Genomic DNA, 19821 nt, shown 5'->3' with positions numbered 1-19821 from the left:
TTTCCTCCTATTCGTGTCGCGGGTCGATGTACTTAACAGCATCTGCGTAACGACCGTATGTTTTCTTAGCGTTGTTTAAAGCTTCTTCAGCGTTTACACCCTTCTTGACAGCATCCATGAAGACACCCATGTTTACATATTCGTAACCGATGATTTCCCCATTTTCGTCAAGACCCATTTTCAGAATATATCCTTCTGCAAGATCCAGGTAACGAGGTCCCTTAACCTTGGTAGAGTAAACAGTACCAACCTGAGAACGGGTTCCCTTACCTAAGTCTTCCAGACCAGCTCCTACAGGAAGTCCGTTTTCAGAGAATGCAGACTGTGTACGTCCATAGACGATCTGTAAGAACAATTCACGCATAGCAGTGTTGATTGCGTCACAAACAAGGTCTGTATTAACAGCTTCCAGCAGTGTCTTTCCAACAATTGCTTCACTCGCCATAGCAGCAGAGTGAGTCATACCGGAGCATCCGATTGTTTCAATCAGTGCTTCCTCAATAATACCTTCTTTTACATTTAATGTCAGTTTGCAGGCACCCTGCTGAGGAGCACACCAGCCAATACCGTGTGTCAAACCAGAGATGTCTTTGATTTCTCTTGAATAAACCCATTTTCCTTCTTCAGGAATAGGTGCACATCCATGGCTCGCACCACACTTTACAGTGCACATGTTTTCAACTTCTTTTGAATAAATCATGTCATTTCTCCTTTCTCATAATCCATGATAGATTTACCTTTATGCCACCTTCCCCTTCAGGAAAGCTGTAGCTGCTTCTGCAATGTCATCTCCTCTATCAAACAACATTTGCAAGTGCGGATATGTACGGTTTTCTTATTCGTGCAATATTTCACAAGAAATCGTTACCCACCATTTTATTGTAATTCTTTTCCATGACTATGTCAATGCTTACCATCGTTTTTAGCCCGTAAACAAGCAAGAAAATTGACTGTCCACAGACATGACAAAGGAGGATGCAGATATAAAATACGAGGACTCCTTTTGCGGTATCGTATAATATTCCTACCTGCATGCTTGATTTCCCCTGCATAGACTGCTTGCATACAGCCGCCTCGTTATCGAGATCAAAAAAAAGGGATGCTTATCCCTTTACCAACTCCTGTATTTGCTTTGCGGCATAGTGCCTGACTTCACAATTTGCGATGATGAGATCACTCAGATTTACCACACACGCATAGCCCTCGAAGAAGCACTGATAGGGAATACTGACTCCGCCATGTGCTACAATCAGAATTTCCTTTTCCTGCGCATACGGGAGAATCTCCTTTAAAAAGCTCTCTACCCGTTCATAGAAATGTGCGGTATCCTCACCGCCCGCAAACATGGATGCGGAAGAAAATGCCCACAGGTCATCGAAGGGAACATCCTTTCGCAATGCACCTTCCATATCACCGAAGCTTCTCTCCATCAGGCGGTCATCGCACTGTATGGGGAGCTCCCACAGCACATTGATAATTTCAGCCGTTTCTCTCGCACGCATCAGCGGTGAACAATAAATGGCATCCATGGCTACCTGCTTCAGCTTTTCTCTTGTTTCCACAGCCTGCAGGCGTCCGGTCTCATTCAATGCAATATCACTCTTCCCCTGCAGCTTTCCCCTTACATTCCAGTCCGTCTGCCCGTGTCTTACAAAATATAAACCCATTTCCCTGTTGTCCTTTCCGCTAGTCCAGCCCCAGCTGCCTGCTTATTTCTGCAATATGCATTCCCACATGCTGCGGCTGATGCGCATCACTTGCCGTCATAATTTTAACACCGTGTGCCTTCAGGATTTCCAGAAACACCTGATTGGTACCGACATCCTCATGCAGGTAACGGTAATGACAGCCGGTATTGGTTTCCATATATACATCATGCTCCTTAGCCAGCACTGCCAGTCTTTCATAGGTCGGCTTCAGATCATAATCCGGTTCATAATGAAAAATCTTCAGCTGGTCAGGATGCCCGATCTGTGTAAACAAATCACTCTCGATCATATCCTCCATAATTTCATAATACCGCCTGTAAATGGCATTGGTATCATATTTATCCCATAATATTTCCCGGGAAAATCCATTCATATCATACAGCAGTCCGTCAATGGAATGAATGCTTCCAATCAGAAAATCATAAGGATAGCCTGCCAGCAAATCACGAAGAAATGCTTTATCCTGTGGTGCATAGCATACCTCAAGACCAAAACGAACCGCAATCGGAAGCTCCATTTTCTTCATTTCCTCAATCAGGTTAAAATAGCTCTGCAGCGGCTCCAGCTTTTTCTTTTCAAACCAGTCCTTCTGGTAAACAGAAGCCTGCTTCAGATTGTCATACATCGGCTTGAACTCCAGAAACCGATGGGTATGATCCAGAATCTGTATGGTATCCATACCTGCCTTTACACCGGCTTCCACATATTTCATCGCATACTCCACAGTAAGCGGACCATTCTCCAGATGCATATGTCCGTCAATCACGATATCACCCCTTTTTATTTCCTACATTATACTTGCAGAAAAGCGTGATTGCAACCGATTCCCCCTGCAGCCGTGATTACTGTGCCATAAAGCCTTCCGGTTTGCGTGGAAAGGAAATGAGCGGATTATCCATCGGTTCCACGACATCCTCCTCCTGATAACAGGTGCAATCCTGACTCATACCGGTCAGTCCTGCATCCTGCAAAGAACAGATCAGCTCCGTATACGCGAGTATATCCTTATAAGATGTACGGATATTACCGTTTCTGTCCTGTAAAAGGGACACCCGGATCTTATTTTCAAACTGTCCGTTCGCAATGGTGACAAGCATATCTCCGATACGTTTCTGCCAGCGGATAAATCCCTGAGCATTATTTTCCTGCATAGTAAAGCCAAAACTGCGCAAATGTGCCAGAACATCGTCATTCTTGATTCTCATTCATTGATTCCTCCATTATCTTTTTAATAGCTTATGCAATTATATGTTGAAAATACAAAAAAGGTTCCTCATGAAAAATAATTGTTTATGTGATGGTACACTACCTCCTGTGTTTTCTGTCAATATAATTCTTTCTTCCATTACTATACCGTATTTTATGCATTCTTACAAGAATACAAAACCCTTTTACTATACAAACTTTTACGAATTTTAAAAATCCGTTGTTCCTCATCTGCCTTTTACCTGTGCTTTGTGTTATATTATAGATAGAAGAGGCTGTATGCCGGGAGGTGATTTCTTATGAAGTCCAGTGATTTTTTCAGAGTTCAAAGCAATAGAATCTATTTCATGCAAAGCGGTAGAGATTACTCCATAAATGTTATGAAACGCACAGAGATGCTGATTCGTCCGGTATTGAAAAAAGCCGGTGCCACAGTAGCAAATGCGGTGGCCAATGCTATGACAAACAGTATAGCCAACGGCAATGAACAGGTTCATATAATCGTTCGCATCCACCTGTTGCGAGGCTATGAGGACATTCTTATGAATGAACAGGTGCTCATAAGGGGAAATCTGGATTATTACGAAATGGTAGAGCATGCCCGCAGGCTTCAAAAAAAGCTGAAGCAGTATCTTGCGTAAGCTTATACAATATCACAGCGAGTATCGAGCTTTTCAGCGAATATACGAATATAAGAACAGCATACATATAAGCATAGAAAAAGAAGCTTCTCATACGATTGACAGTTTACAATAGTATGGAGGCTTCTTTTTAAGCAGACTTTATGAAAAGCCTGCCTATCCTTTTTCAGTTTGAACAGGAACGCAATGCAGCATGTAACTATCGTCTGCGCTGATTCGTTGTTGTTTCCTCATTTACCCAAGCTATGGCTGCACACCTATTCTTTGTCCGCAAACTGTGAATTGTAGAGCTTTTCATAATAGCCCTGTTTTTCCATCAGCTCCTCATGCGTTCCCTGTTCAACGATATCCCCATCGTTAATCACCAGAATCAGATCGGCACTGCGAATGGTTGACAAACGGTGCGCAATGACAAAGCTGGTTCTTCCCTCCATTACACGGTGCATCGCCTCCTGCAGCATTTTTTCCAAACGGGTATCGACAGAGCTTGTCGCCTCATCCAGAATCAAAATCTGCGGATCCTTTAATATAGCACGGGCAATCGTAAGCAGCTGTTTTTCTCCCTGTGAAATATTGTTGGCTTCTTCATTGATCACGGAATGATAGCCGTCCGGCAGGGTACGGATAAAGTGATGAACATTCGCCATCTTTGCTGCGTGAATGATCTCATCCTTGCGGGCATCCAGACGCCCGTATCGGATATTATCGTAAATACTTCCGGAGAACAGCCAGGTATCCTGCAATACCATACCGAACATATCCCGTAGCTCCCCACGCTTCATGTCGCGGATATCCACACCGTCGATGCAGATGCTTCCTCCGTTGACATCATAGAAACGAAGCAGCAGGTTGATCAGTGTCGTTTTACCGGCACCGGTAGGACCGACGATTGCGACCATCTGTCCGCTTTTCACTTCCACGTTAAGGTCCTTCATCAACGGCTCCTCACCATATCCGAAGCGAACATGCGAGAAGGTGACATTTCCCTTTACCTGTTCAATATGCTTCGGCGGGTTCAGCTCTGCAATCTCCTCTTCCTCCTCCAGAATTTCCAGAACACGCGCAATCGCCGCAAAGGCCGACTGAATCTGTGAGGAAAGGGAGGATATCTGAGATAACGGATCATTGACCTGCCAGATATAGCGGACAAAGGCCTGCAGATTTCCAACGCTCAGGTTACCATGTATGATTTGTATTGTACCAACAACCGCAACACCGCCGATAGTCAGATAGGTAACTAGCGCATTCAATGGTCCGATGGTACTGGATACAAATTGTGCGGTACATGCATTCTGTCGAAGATTCTCATTCAGATTGCGGAATTTTTCAATAGATTCCTGCTGCTTATTGAAGAGCAGAATCTCGTTGTAGCCGGTATACAGCTCCGTGATAGCGCCATTCAATGCGCCGAGGGCATCCTGCTGCGCCTTGAAGCGCTTCTGGGAGTGCCGTACGATAAAGACGGTAATCAACAAGGATAACGGAATGATCATAAAGGCGATGCATGCCATGAGAACATGGATACGAAACATCATGATCAGTGCCAGAATGATGGTTAGAACACCGGTAACCACATTGACAAAGCTTTGCTGCAGGGCATTGCTGATTGCGTCCACATCGTTGGTGATTCTGCTCAGCACATCACCGAACTGGTGGCTGTCAAAGTAGCGTACCGGCAGGCGGCGAATCTTACTTTGCAGCGCATTTCTTAAATCCTGCATCGCATGCTGAATCGCGTTTGTCAGCCAGATAACGGCAAATACCTGAGACAGGGTCTTCGCCAGATAAATGAAGGCCAGCATCAGCATGATCTTCGTTATTTCATCGAAATTCACCTGCAGCTTTCCAATGCTTTCGGCAAGTGACAAATCGCTTGCCAGCTGTGTGGTAATCATACCCTCCACACTTGGCGCACTGACCATGGTAACCACACTGATAATGACCATAAGGACAGCACCTGCAAATTCCCATTTATATGGAGAGATGAATGGTTTCAGTCCGAATACGATCCGTTTGAGTGATGAAAGCTTCTTATTCATGTGCCAGTTCCTCCTCACTGAGCTGAGACAATGCGATTTCCTTGTAGATTTCACAGTTCTTCAGCAATTCCCGGTGAGTTCCGGTACCGATGACGTTTCCTTCATTTAACACAACAATGCGGTCTGCTTCCATAATGCTGGAAATGCGCTGTGCGACAACCATGACGATGGCATCACCGGTTTCTTTTTTCAGCTCTTTGCGCAGTGTTGCATCCGTTCTGAAGTCCAGTGCGGAGAAGGAATCATCAAACACATAGATATCCGGCTTGCGCACCAGCGCCCGGGCAATGGAAAGACGCTGCTTCTGCCCACCGGAAACATTGGTCGCTCCCTCGGTGATTTCTTCCTCAAAGCCATGCTCCTTTTCCATGATGAAGTCATATGCCTGCGCGGTTTTTGCCGCCTGTATAACCTCTTCCATGGTTGCGTCCGGTTTTCCAAAGCGGATATTGTCCGCAATCGTTCCATTGAACAGAAAGGCTTTCTGCGGTATCACACCTAAGCGGGAGCGCAGCTCAAATAAATCATAGTCGCGGATATCCACACCGTCGATCCGGATACTTCCCTCGCTGACATCGTAAAACCGCGGTATCAGATTGACCAGTGTACTTTTTCCCGACCCGGTACTTCCGATAAAGGCAATCGTTTCACCCTTTTTCGCAGAAAAGCTGACATCCTTCAACACCGGCTCTTCCCCATCCGGATAGACGAAGGTCACATGCTCGAAGCTGATCGTTCCCTGCTGATTTCCATCCATGCGTTTTCCGTCATTGTGCACCAGCGGTACCGTATCAAATACTGCTTCAATACGCTTGGCACTGACCTCTGCACGCGGATACATCATAAAGACTGTGCAAAACAGCATAATGGAGAACATGGCGTGGAACAGATAATCCATGAAGGCCACCAGCTGACCAAGCGGCAAATCGCCACCCTGAATGAGTAAAGCAGCCACCCAGTAAATGCACAGGCCTGCTACGTTCATAAGCAGGAAGAAAATCGGCGAGGTCATCATCATCAGCTTAAACAGCTTTTTGGAATAGCCTGTGAATTTCTCGTTGGTATCATCAAAGCGCTGCTGTTCATAGGCGTCGTTGTCAAATGCACGAATCACACGGATTCCACTTAAGTTCTCACGGGAAATCCGGTTCAGACTATCCAGGGATGCCTGCTGATTTTCGGAAATCGGTTTACTGATCTTCGCAACCACAAAGACTCCGATGATAATCAACGGGATGGTTGCCACAATGATACCGCTCAAAGGCAGTGATGCTCTGGCCGTCATGATAATACTTGCAACGAACATGATCGGCGTCATCAATGCAGTACGAAGCAGCACATTGACAAACATCTGAATCTGAAAAGCATCATTGTTGGTACGGGTAATCATGGAAGAAATCCCGAACCTGTTAAATTCATACGCAGTAAAGCGCTGTGCATGATCAAAGATATCATTTCGGATATCTCTGGTAATTGCCGTGGAAATCTTTGCACAGCAATACCCGAGAAGAATTGTCATACTGACGCCGATCAGTGAGATCAGCAGTACGACAAATCCCATGCGGATGATATAATCCGTATCGGCATTCATAACACCGACATCGATCATATCCGCGATTATGGTCGGGATGCCAAGTTCCACCAATGCAAATCCGAAAACGGAGATGACATTGATAATGAATAGTTTTTTATATCGTTTCAGATAATGCAAAATAAGTTTCAAAATATCCCTTCCTTTCTTGACGTCGTTCGTGAGCTATACTATCATAAACTATAAGGTAACCTTACAGTCAAGAGGAGAATGTATATATGAAGGAAAAGAAATATCTGACAGCAGGACAGTTTGCGAAAATCTGCGGGGTGGAAAAGCATGTATTGTTTCATTACGATGAGATCGGGCTCTTTCAGCCGGTCATGGTCAACGAGAACGGCTACCGGTATTATTCCTATCATCAGTACGATACCTTTTCCGTCATCACCAAGCTGAAAAAAATGGGAATGCCGCTGAAGGATATCAAGGTATTTCTGGAGCAGCGCAGTCCTGCAGTGTTTCTGCAGCTGCTGGAGGATAAGTTTGAGGAGGTGGACCGGGAGATTGAAAAGCTGCTTGCCCTGAAGCGAATGATGGTCTATATGAAGGAAAGCACGCTGTTTGCGGTAACGCATGAGGATGAGGATATCACCATACGCCAATATCCCAGAGAGATTCTGCTTTGCAGCGATGATCTGGAAAATGCCTCCAGCCGCAGCTTTGCCTCCTTCATGGAGGAATATATCAGCTTCTGCAAGGAGCATAATGTACTGGTTCAGGAATCAGTGGGCTGTATGATCAAGACAGACAATATACGTAACAGAGATTATCTCAATTTCTCTTATCTTTTTATGAAGATTGAAAAGGATATCCGCCGGAACACACATATCCGTGAAGAAGGGAGTTATCTGTGTGCATGGCATAAGGGTTCCTATGATACGATTCAGAATACCTACGAGCGGATGCTTGCGTATGCTGAGCAATGCAATTTAATAATCGGTCCCTACGCCTACGAGGAATATCTAATTGCCGATATCGCACAAAAGGATCATACTCGGTACGTGACCTATATTCGTATGGATCTGGTGGATTAGAAACAGGTGACGTACTCTCACCACATATACTATGACTAGCATAGAAGTGGGAGCTTCTCACCCTTCGGGTGCGCAGAGTGTGTTCGATAGAACCAATATCCTAAGCATAAGCAAGCTATCCCCGCTCGTCCAGCGGTTCTTTGTAATCCTTATTTTCTAACCTCTATGTAATCGTATACCTTCATCACGTATATTCTTCGCTGCATTGATATCACGATCCTCTATATGACCACACTTCGGACATTGATAGATTCTTTCATTCAGTCCTATCTTTCTCTTTGCTCCACAGCGATTACATATCTGCGTACTGACATACCATTTATCGACCTTTATAAACCATTTCCCTTCATCTTCTAACTTACGCCATTGGCGAGCAGTGCTTATCTTAAATAATTTCTCAGGGTGCCAAAGCCATTATCCATAAGATTCTTTCCTAGCTGTAATCCTTGGCTCATTGCTTTCATGTCGATATCTTCTACAACTACCATATCCCAGGAATTGGCTATCTTCCTGCTTTCTTTATGTAGAAAATCTTTTCTTTGCTGTCCTATATGGGCATGCAACTTGGCTACCTTGTTCCTTTGCTTCTTATAGTTATTACTTCCTTTGACCATCTTGGAAAGTTTGCGTTGTTCTCTTGCTAATCGCTTCTCACTCGCACAGTAAAAATGGGGATAGTCACATACCTGACCTTCACTATCTACATATAAATGTTTTTGCGAATAATCAAGACCTAACACATGTACTACTTCTTTACTTTCTACTTTATTTTCATATTCAAACAGACATGTCGCAATATAACGGTCCTGCTGTTTGCTTATCGTCACTGCTTTTAATATCCCCTGTGGTATGCGATGCATATGGATCCTTACATCACCTGCCTTTGGTAAACGTAGATAGGTCGTTTGGTTTTGTATCGTACTAAACAATCGGATATTTCCGTTGACCATATTTGTCGTGTAACTTTGTTTCGCCTGATGCTTTGATTTCCATTTGGGAAAACCGATATCTGTTTCTTTGAAGAACTTTTTGAAAGCAGCTTCTAAATGTAGTTGAGCGTTTGCTAATGCCAAAGAATCTACTTCCTTGAGAAATGGATGATCCTACTTATAGGATGCAGGTGTCGTTTGCTTCATTTTCTTAGTTTCTTCATAATATTTGATTTTGTCATCTAACATATGATTGTATAAAAAACGGACACAACCAAATGTTTTGGTAAAGAAATTCTCTTGCTCCCTGTTTGGATAGATTCTAAACTGATACCCTTTTCTTGACACCATTCTTCTCACCTTGACTTTCGATATAAGTTTTGATGATGTCGGTGGTGACACCTCCTGTACTGATCAAACAGAAGCTCTGACTCCAAAATGCTTCTTTACAAAGCTTTTCACGAATTTCAGGAAACTCCTTCTTCAATAAACGTGAGCTGGCACTCTTATACGCATTGATGAATTTCGTAAGACAAGAGTTAGGGTGAGCAGAGAACAGGATATGAATATGATCGACATCATGATTCCATTCTTGAAGAGAGATGTTATAGGATCTGGCAATATGAAGAAAGATATCTTTTGCACGATCACTGATGACATCATCGAACACACGACGCCGATATTTAGTTGTCATGATCAAATGATAACGGAGAGCAAATACTGAATGAGCATTACTGTCTAAATCTAGCATAAATACACCTCATTTCATAATATCGACCGAAACTATTTTTATACTCATATTATACCACAAGGCGGTCTGATTTACCATATTTATAAAGAAAAAGGATAGGACTTACGCATTTATTTGACTTAAGATATAGATGGAAATTTATTCAGGCATTCCTTATTTAACAAAGTCATATCAATTGTGCTCATCTCTTGTTTTTTTTACTCAACAGTCATAAAAAGCATGAGCAAAATCCTTTCTCAAATGTTTTGCTTTTTTTGAATCTAAGAAATTTAATCGTATTTATCTAGTGTGAGGGATAAAGGAAAATGGCTGCTTTCATCCCACCATCTGCTTATCGTCGCAGAGATGGGGGACTTCTGCCTGTTATTTGTTAAACATTTTTTACTCTGTATCCCTATCTGCATGATTATGCTCTAATGCCGGGTATCTATTGAACCCCCTATGGACTGAGGTATAATCCGGCTAACCAGCCTCGGGTCTTTTGATTCAAGCAGGAGTGTTCGTGCAATTACTCTTTTTTACATAGTAGGCACCAGTCCCGGAAAATGGCTGATGTGTTTCTTCACCTCCTTTCCCTGTTCTTACTGTCTATCTGCGCAGCTTTCTAATGCTACAGAATGATTTCCCCTGCTTCATGCAGGATACGTTGAGTATCACAATGAATGTTAAACAGATGACGGCCCATTCGGACCTTGGACGCCTTTCCTTTTGGTGCTATAAACGTGTATTGTCTACGCATCCAGAACCTCCTGCATACTTCTATACGTTTCAAATCTGCAAAAATTCTGCATTATTTTACAGATAAAGACAGGCACTGATATCCCTGTGATGAGACCGTGGAATTGATTTGCAAATCATGAAGCGCAGACTTTCATCGTTTGATATGTTTCGCAGCTACAAAGATTCAAAGAAGCCTGTACTAAGTGAAAACATACCTATTCTAAAAAACCTCGAAGTATTCAGCAAATTACTGAACATCATCCGAGGTCCTTATGAAGGTGTAAATTGGTATGTGGCATTGATTTCTGTATATTGCGCCAATCAGCCTGCAGCACACTCGCAGCCAGATCGTTCTCAAGTCATATCAAGCGAACCGGATTCCTTCCTGTTTCATCCAGTAAGCACAAGCGCCAACCATTCCGGCACGATTTCCCAGCTGTGCAAAAGCAAGCTGTGTATGCGCATAGATTTCTTCATTCATATACTGCTTTAGATATGTTTCCATCAGCGGTGCAAACAATTCCTTCTGTGTCATGATACCGCCTCCAAGAATAACGATCTGCGGATTCATCAGACAGGCACAGCTGCTTACGCCAATAGCGATATGGCTGCACAGCTCCCGGATTGCCTGCATACACACAGCATCACCGCGTTTTGCCCGTGCACATATGATTTTTCCATTCAAATCAGCTTCCTTTGTCTGTGCCTCCACATGCTGAACCAGTGCTGTGGTGCTTGCGATATCCTGAAAGTGATGATCCTTTACCCACATGTAGCCGATTTCTCCAGCACTTCCGCTACAGCCACGGTAGATGGTATGATCGATTACCACAGCTCCTCCGATCCCTGTTCCGATTGTCAGCATCAGTACATGAGCAGCACCCTTTCCGGCACCGAAGACTGCTTCTCCCAAAGCAGCGGCGTTCACATCGTTCTCCACCCAGCAGGGGATATGAAAGCGGGCTTCCAGCTGCTGTTTAAACTGCAATCCGGTATATTCCGGAATATTATCATTGGCATACTGAATACATCCCTTTTCCGCATCAACCATCCCTGCTGTTGAAATAGCAATACCTTTGATATCCTGCCGCATAGCCTTTGCAATCAGTGACTCAACACGATGCAGGATGCCAGGCCCCTTCAATACTCTGGCATCGCTGCTCACCTCATCCTGCATCACAAACACCGGCTGGCCCTTTCGCAGTGTAAGGATACCATACTTGATGGAAGTTCCTCCGATATCAAATGTAATAAGCATTCGATTCCTCCTTCATCCTCCGCAGCAGCTCAACAAATTCCCGCTCGGTTGTACAGCTTGACAGACGCTCGACATGTGTTTCTTCCATGAGGATATCCGCAAGCTCACTGATCAGCTCCAGATGACTGTCGGCATCAACTGCAGCAAGCGTGATAATCAGCGATACGGGATCAAATTTCTCACTGCCAAACGGTATCGGCGGCTCTAAGGTTGTGAAATGCACTGAAAGCTCATTGACACCACATTCCGGTCGGGCATGTGCCAAAGCAACATGATTTCCCAATACGATATAAGGACCTACGCGATGCACCGCGTCAATCATTGCACGGATATAGCGTTCCTCGATTTTTCCGGTTTCCAGCAAATGCTGTGCTGACCTGCGGATTGCATCCTCCCAATCTGCGGCATGAACACCTACCTCGACATTTTCTTCTTTTATCAGTTCTAACATGATGTTTCTCCTTTGCTATGAGGATTGAAAATCCGCAATGAGTTCCTTTAGTTTCAGCTCCTTCAAAGAGGAAACCTTACGATAGCAGCCTGTAAAATCACTTGACTCTGTAATTTTGTTTGGTACGATCAGACACGGCATACCTGCTTTATCAGCTGCGATCAGGCCGTTGCGGGAATCCTCTATTGCCAGACATTCTGCACAGGAGCAGCCAAGAAGCTCTGCGGCTTTCAAAAATATATCCGGTGCAGGCTTGATGTGTCTGCTTAATTCCGCTGTGGAAAATGCATCAAAATAATCCAGCAGCTGCAGCCGCTCCAGATGCACCTGCGGTTTTTTTCTGGTCGCAGAGGTCGCAATTGCCAGGCGCAGTCCTTTTTTCTTCGCCGCTGTGACCAGTTCTGTAACGCCCTCCATTGCCGGAAGAGTACGGGTACGCTCAATAAACTCTGCCATTGCCTGTTTCTCAAATTCACGGATATCCTCATCCGTACCAAGCTTTTGCTTCAGGAAAGCAAACAGCCGCTCACTGCTGGAGCCGACGCACACCAGATAATCCTGTATGCTTAAATCATAATGATAGACCTTTTTCAGCCAATCTCTGTATATATAGTACCATTGTGTTTCGGTATCGACAATAACACCGTCAAAATCAAATACGAGTGCCTTTAACATAGAACCCTCCTTTTAAAAAAGGAATCCTCATATACGCTCAGATTCCTTTTTCAGCTTATGATCTCGCTGCCTTGATGCTGTTTACGAGCTCATCATATTCCGGTGCATTCAAATAATCCTCAATGGATATGATTTCGATATCCGGCTGTTTCTCATGTGCCACCTGCCGCAAAGACACGTGCGTCACAATGATATCCGCCTTTGGATCCGGCAGCTCCATTACCCGGGCATGCTCCACCGTGATATCTGTGATTCCGGCCTTTCGCAGCCGCTTGGCTATCACACTCGCGCCCATGGCAGAAGATCCCATCCCGGCATCACATACATACACAATACGCTTTACTGTACGGAAATCCGTCACAGCTTCCTTTTCCTCAAACACAGAGGATATCCGGGATTTCTTTCCCTTCAAAGACTCCATCTGCTTTGCGGCTTCCTTCAGGTTCTTATTTACATCCTCATCATTCTGTTTGGAATGCTTCACAATGACAGCGGCAACCAGAAAGCTGACGGCTGTTGAAGCAAGAACGGCAAGCAGAATCAGCAGCTGATCTCCAGCCGAGGCCATCATCATAATGGTGACGATACTTCCGGGAGAGCTGACTCCCACCAGACCGACATTGAACAGTGTAAACAGGAAGGTGCCGGTAATCCCTCCGGCAATTGCAGCCAGAACGGTCAGCGGATTCATCAGGATAAACGGGAAGTAAATTTCATGAATACCGCCGAAGAAGTGGATAATGCTGGCTCCATAGGCATTTGCTTTTGCATTTCCCTTGCCAAAGAAGCAATATGCCAGCAGTATACCAAGTCCCGGTCCGGGATTGGATTCCAGCAGAAACAACACCGATTTCCCGAATTCATTCAGCTGTGTCGTACCAAGCGGCGTCAGGATTCCCTGTCCGATGGCATTGTTCAGAAACAGCACCTTCGCCGGCTCGATGAAGATCGCTGTCAGCGGTAACAGATTGTTGTTTTCCAAGGTGGAAACACCTGCGGAGAACACAGCAGACAGTGACGTAATGGCCGGAGCGATCCAGACACAGCCGATGATTGCAATAACCGCACCAAGCAGGGCAACAGTCAAATTTCCAATCAGCAGCTCAAAGCCGACAGGAATCAGCGGCTCCACAACCGCATCCAGCTTTTTCAACAGCCATGCGGACAGCGGTGCGATTATCATGGCTCCCAGCAGCATGGAAATATCCGCTCCGATGATAACCCCCATTGTGGTAAAGGCACCGATAACAGCACCTTTTTCTCCATATATCATTTTTCCCCCGGAAATTGCGATTAACAGCGGAAGCAGGTACGTGAGTACCGGTGAAATAAAGGCCTTCAGCATATCGTTGGACAACCAGATTCCCAAAGCGGTTAGAATGCCCCAGCCCATAAACGCTCCCAGATTCGGAAGCACCATGGCACTGAGCTTTCCGCCAAGGCGCTGAGCCTTCACACGCAAAGATACATCGTTTGACATGTTCTTATTCTCCTCTTCATATAATGTAAGCTTACGTTCGCTAAAATTTAACGCATGATACTTGCGCATGCCCCCATAAACGATTGCGTTGTTCAACACAGACAGTCTATTTATAGGAAGCATACATTCGCAGCTTAAAGCGCTACCTCTTTTCCTTCCACGATGGAACGCTCGATGGCATCAACAACCCGCAGTGCATCATAGGACTGCTTTGGAGTAATGACAGATTTCGTATTTGTCGCAACATTGTTTACAAACGCCATAACCTCTTCTGCCAAATCCCCGCATACTTCACCGTTAACGTAGTACCAGTGACGGCTGTCCGGATACTGAACACCCTTTCCGGTAACGAAGCGGACACCGTGATCACAGGAATCCACATAGGCAACGCCCTTTGTGCCAACAAGCTCTACTTTATCATCAATAATTGTCGGAGAGTTTTCCGGAAGTGTCCAGCATGCCTCCATACAGGCTACAGCACCGTTTTCATAGGTAACCAATGCATAGATCACATCATTCATACCGTTTTCCTTCAACAGCACACTGCGATTTTTCGCGAATACCTTCACCGGCTGACAATCCATCCACCAGTTGATATAATCAATATCATGAATCATAACATGCATACTCAAATCACTTGCGCCGATATAACGCCGCGGTCCGATAATCGGACTGTTTCTTCTCACGTAGCAGTGAATGATATCCCCCAGCTCATTGCTGTCCAGCCGCTCCTTGATCATGGCAAAGCGCGGATCGAAGCGAAGCAGGAAGCCTGTTGTAAATACTTTATCATAATCCTTTGTAATTTCATATAGGGCTTTCCCATCCTCCAACTCCTTTGCCAGCGGTTTTTCCAGAAGTATATGCTTACCTGCCTGCACTGCCAGCTCCACAGCCTCCCGATGCAGATTGTCCGGAAGTACGATACTCACCGCTTCTATTGCGGTATCCTTTAACAGCTCCTTATAATCCTTATACATTGTGATTCCCGGAAATTCTGTTTCCAGTTCCTTTCTGCGGCTGTCATTAAACTCACACAATGCACACAGCTCCACCTGTGGTAGCTTCTGATAAATCTGGGCATGATAGGTTCCCATCTGTCCTACACCGATAACACCAACGTTGATTTTACTCATAAAAATCCTCCTCTCCTACAGCATGATTCGCTGCCTTGAAATCTCTTTCAATTTCTGACTCCATTGTAGATCCGGATTAAAAAAAAGAGAAGACAACCGTTTTCCATATGAAACGGCAGCCTTAAACCATTGTGCTTCAGCAGCTGTTTCCGTTTCAAACGGCAGCTTCTTCAAATATTCTGCCTTTCGCTTTGCCAGCGGAAACGGCGAAGCCTTATGTTGCTTCCGGATAGTAAAATCTATATAATAAGGGTACCAGGGGGATGTAAGGATGAGGAGGTGGATGCGCTTGTTTCAGTACACGCGATTACAGGACTTACTTGACTACTTTCTGTCACATCAAGGCTACATGTCTCCGTCTGTGTTAACCAGACACTTTCAAATATCCCAGCGAACACTGCGCAGCGATATCCACAATCTGAATGAGGAGCTATCCGGCTTTGATGCTCAAATCATCATGAAACGCTCTCAGGGCTATGCCTTAAAGATCAAAGAGGGACAGACACGGGCACTACTGGAGAATATGCTGGTTAATGAGGAGGAAAAGCAGCTGGATTCTGCCGACAAGCGAATCAACCATATCATTATCAAGATGCTGTATGCCAACACCTATCTCACACAGGATGCGCTGGCGGATGAGGTGTTCGTATCCATCAATACGATAATCAATTATCTGAAAACAATTCGTCTGATTCTCTCCAAATATCAGCTCACACTTCAGACAAAGGCAAACCTTGGCTATATTGTAACTGGTGAAGAGGCGGATAAGCGCCGCTGTATCATTGATCTGATTACGACCAATTATCAGCATTATGAATTCCGGTTTTCTCAGGAACAGACAGCCCTGCTGAATCATGTCAACCTGGAACAGATCAAGGATATTGTCATGGAGTTCAATCGAAAGAACGATCTGCACTTCTCAGACTATAATCTGAAAAATCTGATTCTGCATATCGCATTGTCCATATCCAGACTGCTTGTAGCCAAACCAATCGAGGAGTATGCCATACCGGAGCATGAAGCGCTTCGTACATTGCTGGAGCCGCTCATTGCAGAGATTGAGCTTGACTTTCAGGTTGTCTTTACTGCGAATGAAAAAAATTACATTTACTCCCATTATGTATCCAACACAAACGAGCTTCTGGATGCGCAAAAAAACACGGAATACATCCATAATCTGGTCGCAAATATTCTGGATTCCATCTTTGAATCCTATCACTTCGACCTGCGTTCGGATTTGATTCTGGAGCATGATCTGACACATCATCTGCAATCCATTCTGAATGCCAGGTATTATCATCTAAACAAAAAGAATCCGCTGCTGAATACCATTCGCAACAACTATATCCTTGCCTATGAAATCAGTGGAACGGCAATCAAGCAGGCATTCGCAAATGAACCGTTTGAGCTGAATGATGATGAAATCGGCTATATCTCTTTACACATCGGAGCAGCCATTGAGCGCTATTTTGATTCCCGTTATCTCAAGCACAAGAAGGCTGTTATCGTATATGACAGCGGATATGCAGCCGGCAGCTTTCTTGCTTCCAAGCTGAATACGCTGTTTAAGGAAACGCTGGAAATCATCGGCAGATACCCGTCACACGAAATCGAAGAACAGAAGCTGCAGGCTGCGGATATCGTAATTTCCACCGTTGCTCTCAAGCAGACAGCGCTGCCGGTTGTGGTTGTGGATATCCCGCTGTCCAGAAGAGATATTGAAAATGTGGCAAGAGCTATCACGATGGACGAGCAGCATCCGATTGATAAGATTACACAGTTTTTCGATGAAAAGCTGTTTATCAATACTGCTGCAGACAGCAAGGAGGATATTATCCATACCCTATGCAGCCTACTGCATCAGGAGCACTGCATCAACGATGATTTTGAGGCCAGTGTTCTGGAGCGGGAGCAGCGTATCTCTACAGCGATGGATGGTGTGGTTGCCATACCGCATCCCCTCAAAATCTGTTCACTGAAAAGTAAAATCGCTGTCGGGGTTTTGCGGCATCCGATCTTGTGGTCTGATAAAGACAGTGCTCAGATTATACTGTTACTGGGTCTTGCCGACGATGCAAAGAAGGATATCGAAAAGCTGTACGATACCTTTGTCGCCATGACGCATAATGCTCCCTTGCAGGAGCTGCTGTTTCATGCACGAAGCCTATCTGAATTTCTGAATATCCTAAAGCAGAATTTAGATACGGATGCATACTGACGAGGTATGACATGATGAATTTGAATACTATCAAGACACGCAGGCTCTCATAGTGCTATAGGGAAAAGGCGTGTTTTTCTATTTCACCGAGCGTCATTCAGCAAACCACGTATAGCAGTCCAATGATGATGGATTATCCGACAATCTGGATACTTTAGTTTTAACTAGCAGTCTGGGGATTCTCCAGACTATATCCGCAAATCCTATCCTATCGGCTGAATGCTTCAATTTCGTATATGGCCGCTTGTTCAGCATAAAGCCTGATCGCGGTGAATGAAGCGATGCAAAATTAACGCTGTACAGCATTGGCACATCCTCTGTTATACATAAACATTACGCGGGTAGTCAGCTTTTTAAACTACAATGCCGGAGAAGCTGTTTCGCGTAAAGGAGCTGCCTGCCTATGAGAATAAAAAAAGCTGTATCCTACTTCTGTAGAATCAGCCTTTCATCAGGTTATATCTGCATTATTTCATTTCTTTATTATTCAGCCTTTCTTTTAAAGCTTCATACGTATCACAGTCCAGAATTTGAATAACTGCATCATCCTTCTGCTGATCTGACAGTGATTCCACCCATTCATCCTCTATTCCATATTTGTGTACTATAAGTGACTGTAACAATGTCCTTTTCCCTTCATCAAGACCTTGTTGGAGACCTTGTTGAAGACCTTGTTTAAATCCCCGCTCAAGTCCTGACTTCTCAGCTTCTGCAGTTTGCTCTTCCAAATTGGCCTGTACTGCACGTTGTGCAAATTCCACGGATTCCGCCCAGCTGAATAATGAGCCATCCTCGCGCATCTCATTATATTTTTCCATAGCCACATTCACCATCCTTCTCTTCATGTTTAGTATAGCATCATCCGGATTATATGCAAGTACATAGCAGAAGGTTTCAAATTCCGTCAGGTTCTCTATGCCTCCAACCTCCTATACACGCTGCCTGATCATTGGTAAAAACACAATCGCGCGATGCAGTGTACCGTTGGGCTCCTCCCGATTATCTTCATCCTTTACCGTGTAGTGTCGAATCATGCGCCCTGTGTCTTTGGGCTTGTAATTCATAAAGATAATCTGATAAAACGGCTTCAGCTTTGTGTAATCATTCCCCTGCTTCAGCTGTCTGCCAGCCAGGCGGTAGCCATACTGCTGAAAACGCAGCTGTTCCTCCTTCGTGTACCCGGATACCTGCATTTCCAAATCATAGAGGTGACCTGTTTCATCCTCCAATACAACATCCAGAACCGCTCGTTTTCCGAAAAAGGCTTCCGGCAGGAGCTCCGGATTCAGCACCTGTGTCTTTTGAACCTTCAATCCGTAAATTTCTTCAATGATCCTGCTTCTCAGCATGGCAGAGCCCGCATCCTCACCGATCAGCATATACTTGAAAAATACATCATTGTGAAAGGGAATCGGATACTCCCTTTCCTTCGATTTATGCATATGTATCATCCTCCTTTTTTGCATATACACTCTTATATACGTATGGAAAGGGCAAAACTCCTAAATTTAACATAATTTTTTTATTATTTTTACGGTTTCATGTTACGTCAAGCTTATATGAAGTGCTAAAGGGATAAACCTGCCTGCCTATTTCTTTATTTATATAAGCATCACCGCTTTTTTTCCGTCATGTCGGTTAAACGTATGCGATATATGGGATATATAGCTTCCTGTGATATCAAGAAAGACCAGTATCACGTATCATAATCTCCTTATTTCTTCCCGCATGCTCATGTTAAGAAAAAGAGCATACTTCCTGATTGCATCTATAAGAATCAACAAGAAAAAGCAGAAGTCTTTTATTCTCCTGCCCTTCTTATATACCTTTCTGCACACAAAAAACCGAAAGACTACATGTAGCCTTATACCTGTACATTTCCTGCACCGTAATCATTATAAAGTGCAGGCAAGCCTTGTATGGTAAATGAAAAATCAGCTCATAGCCCATTAAATCTGTTATCCTGTCTCTGCATAAGAAAGC

19 protein-coding genes and 1 pseudogene are annotated in these 19821 nt (G+C 44.4%); 3 read left to right on the top strand and 17 right to left on the bottom strand.

Annotated elements, in window-relative coordinates; genetic code table 11:
* Positions 1-7: 7 nt before the first annotated feature.
* From ACESPQ_RS04595 to ACESPQ_RS04580, 4 genes are all read right to left on the bottom strand, one after another.
* On the bottom strand, positions 8-700 hold the full coding sequence (locus ACESPQ_RS04595; protein WP_002608028.1) for an iron-sulfur cluster assembly scaffold protein: 693 nt from the start codon (positions 698-700) through the stop codon (positions 8-10).
* Positions 701-1103: 403 nt separating this feature from the next.
* The gene (locus tag ACESPQ_RS04590) at positions 1104-1667 is read right to left on the bottom strand and encodes a histidine phosphatase family protein (RefSeq protein ID WP_257379364.1); all 564 of its coding nucleotides are present in this window, start codon (positions 1665-1667) and stop codon (positions 1104-1106) included.
* A gap of 19 nt (positions 1668-1686) precedes the next feature.
* Complete coding sequence (locus ACESPQ_RS04585; RefSeq protein ID WP_021420097.1) at positions 1687-2475, bottom strand: histidinol-phosphatase HisJ family protein; 789 nt, start codon at positions 2473-2475, stop codon at positions 1687-1689.
* Positions 2476-2551: 76 nt separating this feature from the next.
* Entirely contained in the window at positions 2552-2914 is a 363-nt protein-coding gene (locus ACESPQ_RS04580; protein WP_002608025.1) for a hypothetical protein, read from the bottom strand.
* A 300-nt stretch (positions 2915-3214) separates the two neighbouring features.
* Between ACESPQ_RS04580 and ACESPQ_RS04575 the strand changes: the two genes are divergently transcribed.
* Positions 3215-3556: a Tat (twin-arginine translocation) pathway signal sequence gene (locus ACESPQ_RS04575; protein WP_109770521.1), complete on the top strand. Its 342-nt coding sequence runs from the start codon at positions 3215-3217 to the stop codon at positions 3554-3556.
* Positions 3557-3813: 257 nt separating this feature from the next.
* Here the strand turns inward: ACESPQ_RS04575 and ACESPQ_RS04570 are convergent, their stop codons facing one another.
* Positions 3814-5595, bottom strand: coding sequence for an ABC transporter ATP-binding protein (locus ACESPQ_RS04570; RefSeq protein WP_257379363.1), 1782 nt, complete (start codon positions 5593-5595; stop codon positions 3814-3816).
* Positions 5588-7318 (bottom strand): ABC transporter ATP-binding protein, encoded by a 1731-nt coding sequence (locus ACESPQ_RS04565; RefSeq protein WP_002608022.1) that lies wholly within the window; start codon positions 7316-7318, stop codon positions 5588-5590. The genes ACESPQ_RS04570 and ACESPQ_RS04565 overlap by 8 nt, the downstream gene beginning before the upstream one ends.
* A gap of 86 nt (positions 7319-7404) precedes the next feature.
* Here ACESPQ_RS04565 and ACESPQ_RS04560 point away from each other — a divergent pair, with 86 nt between their 5' ends.
* Positions 7405-8220 (top strand): MerR family transcriptional regulator, encoded by an 816-nt coding sequence (locus tag ACESPQ_RS04560; protein ID WP_002608021.1) that lies wholly within the window; start codon positions 7405-7407, stop codon positions 8218-8220.
* Positions 8221-8376: 156 nt separating this feature from the next.
* Here ACESPQ_RS04560 and ACESPQ_RS04555 read toward each other — a convergent pair whose 3' ends face one another.
* From ACESPQ_RS04555 to ACESPQ_RS04510, 10 genes are all read right to left on the bottom strand, one after another.
* On the bottom strand, positions 8377-8520 hold the full coding sequence (locus ACESPQ_RS04555; RefSeq protein WP_233105760.1) for a transposase: 144 nt from the start codon (positions 8518-8520) through the stop codon (positions 8377-8379).
* Between the two features lie 80 nt (positions 8521-8600).
* Positions 8601-9293: an RNA-guided endonuclease InsQ/TnpB family protein gene (locus ACESPQ_RS04550; RefSeq protein WP_373143988.1), complete on the bottom strand. Its 693-nt coding sequence runs from the start codon at positions 9291-9293 to the stop codon at positions 8601-8603.
* Positions 9294-9323: 30 nt separating this feature from the next.
* On the bottom strand, positions 9324-9500 hold the full coding sequence (locus ACESPQ_RS04545; RefSeq protein WP_373143987.1) for a helix-turn-helix domain-containing protein: 177 nt from the start codon (positions 9498-9500) through the stop codon (positions 9324-9326).
* Positions 9472-9900: an IS200/IS605 family transposase gene (gene tnpA / locus ACESPQ_RS04540; RefSeq protein ID WP_109771124.1), complete on the bottom strand. Its 429-nt coding sequence runs from the start codon at positions 9898-9900 to the stop codon at positions 9472-9474. Before tnpA ends, ACESPQ_RS04545 begins: the two co-directional genes overlap by 29 nt.
* Before the next feature lie 610 nt (positions 9901-10510).
* The gene (locus ACESPQ_RS04535) at positions 10511-10639 is read right to left on the bottom strand and encodes a hypothetical protein (protein ID WP_002608018.1); all 129 of its coding nucleotides are present in this window, start codon (positions 10637-10639) and stop codon (positions 10511-10513) included.
* Between the two features lie 345 nt (positions 10640-10984).
* On the bottom strand, positions 10985-11878 hold the full coding sequence (locus ACESPQ_RS04530; protein WP_175627927.1) for an ROK family protein: 894 nt from the start codon (positions 11876-11878) through the stop codon (positions 10985-10987).
* The gene (locus ACESPQ_RS04525) at positions 11862-12329 is read right to left on the bottom strand and encodes a PTS sugar transporter subunit IIA (RefSeq protein WP_002608016.1); all 468 of its coding nucleotides are present in this window, start codon (positions 12327-12329) and stop codon (positions 11862-11864) included. The genes ACESPQ_RS04530 and ACESPQ_RS04525 overlap by 17 nt, the downstream gene beginning before the upstream one ends.
* A 15-nt stretch (positions 12330-12344) precedes the next feature.
* Positions 12345-13004 (bottom strand): HAD family hydrolase, encoded by a 660-nt coding sequence (locus ACESPQ_RS04520; RefSeq protein ID WP_002608015.1) that lies wholly within the window; start codon positions 13002-13004, stop codon positions 12345-12347.
* A gap of 55 nt (positions 13005-13059) precedes the next feature.
* Complete coding sequence (locus tag ACESPQ_RS04515; protein WP_009588024.1) at positions 13060-14484, bottom strand: PTS mannitol transporter subunit IICB; 1425 nt, start codon at positions 14482-14484, stop codon at positions 13060-13062.
* A 134-nt stretch (positions 14485-14618) separates the two neighbouring features.
* Complete coding sequence (locus tag ACESPQ_RS04510) at positions 14619-15620, bottom strand: Gfo/Idh/MocA family protein (RefSeq protein WP_002608013.1); 1002 nt, start codon at positions 15618-15620, stop codon at positions 14619-14621.
* 283 nt (positions 15621-15903) lie between these two features.
* Between ACESPQ_RS04510 and ACESPQ_RS04505 the strand changes: the two genes are divergently transcribed.
* On the top strand, positions 15904-17838 hold the full coding sequence (locus tag ACESPQ_RS04505) for a BglG family transcription antiterminator (RefSeq protein ID WP_373144118.1): 1935 nt from the start codon (positions 15904-15906) through the stop codon (positions 17836-17838).
* Between the two features lie 467 nt (positions 17839-18305).
* On the opposite strand, the pseudogene ACESPQ_RS04500 reads toward ACESPQ_RS04505, so the two are convergent.
* Positions 18306-19280 (bottom strand): annotated as a pseudogene (locus tag ACESPQ_RS04500) (PD-(D/E)XK nuclease family transposase).
* Positions 19281-19821: the final 541 nt, after the last annotated feature.

This window comes from Clostridium sp. HGF2, assembly GCF_964240115.1.
Classification (GTDB): domain Bacteria; phylum Bacillota_I; class Bacilli_A; order Erysipelotrichales; family Erysipelotrichaceae; genus Clostridium_AQ; species Clostridium_AQ innocuum.
Note: the sequence above shows the minus strand (reverse complement) of the source record. Positions and strands in the feature narration are given on the sequence as shown.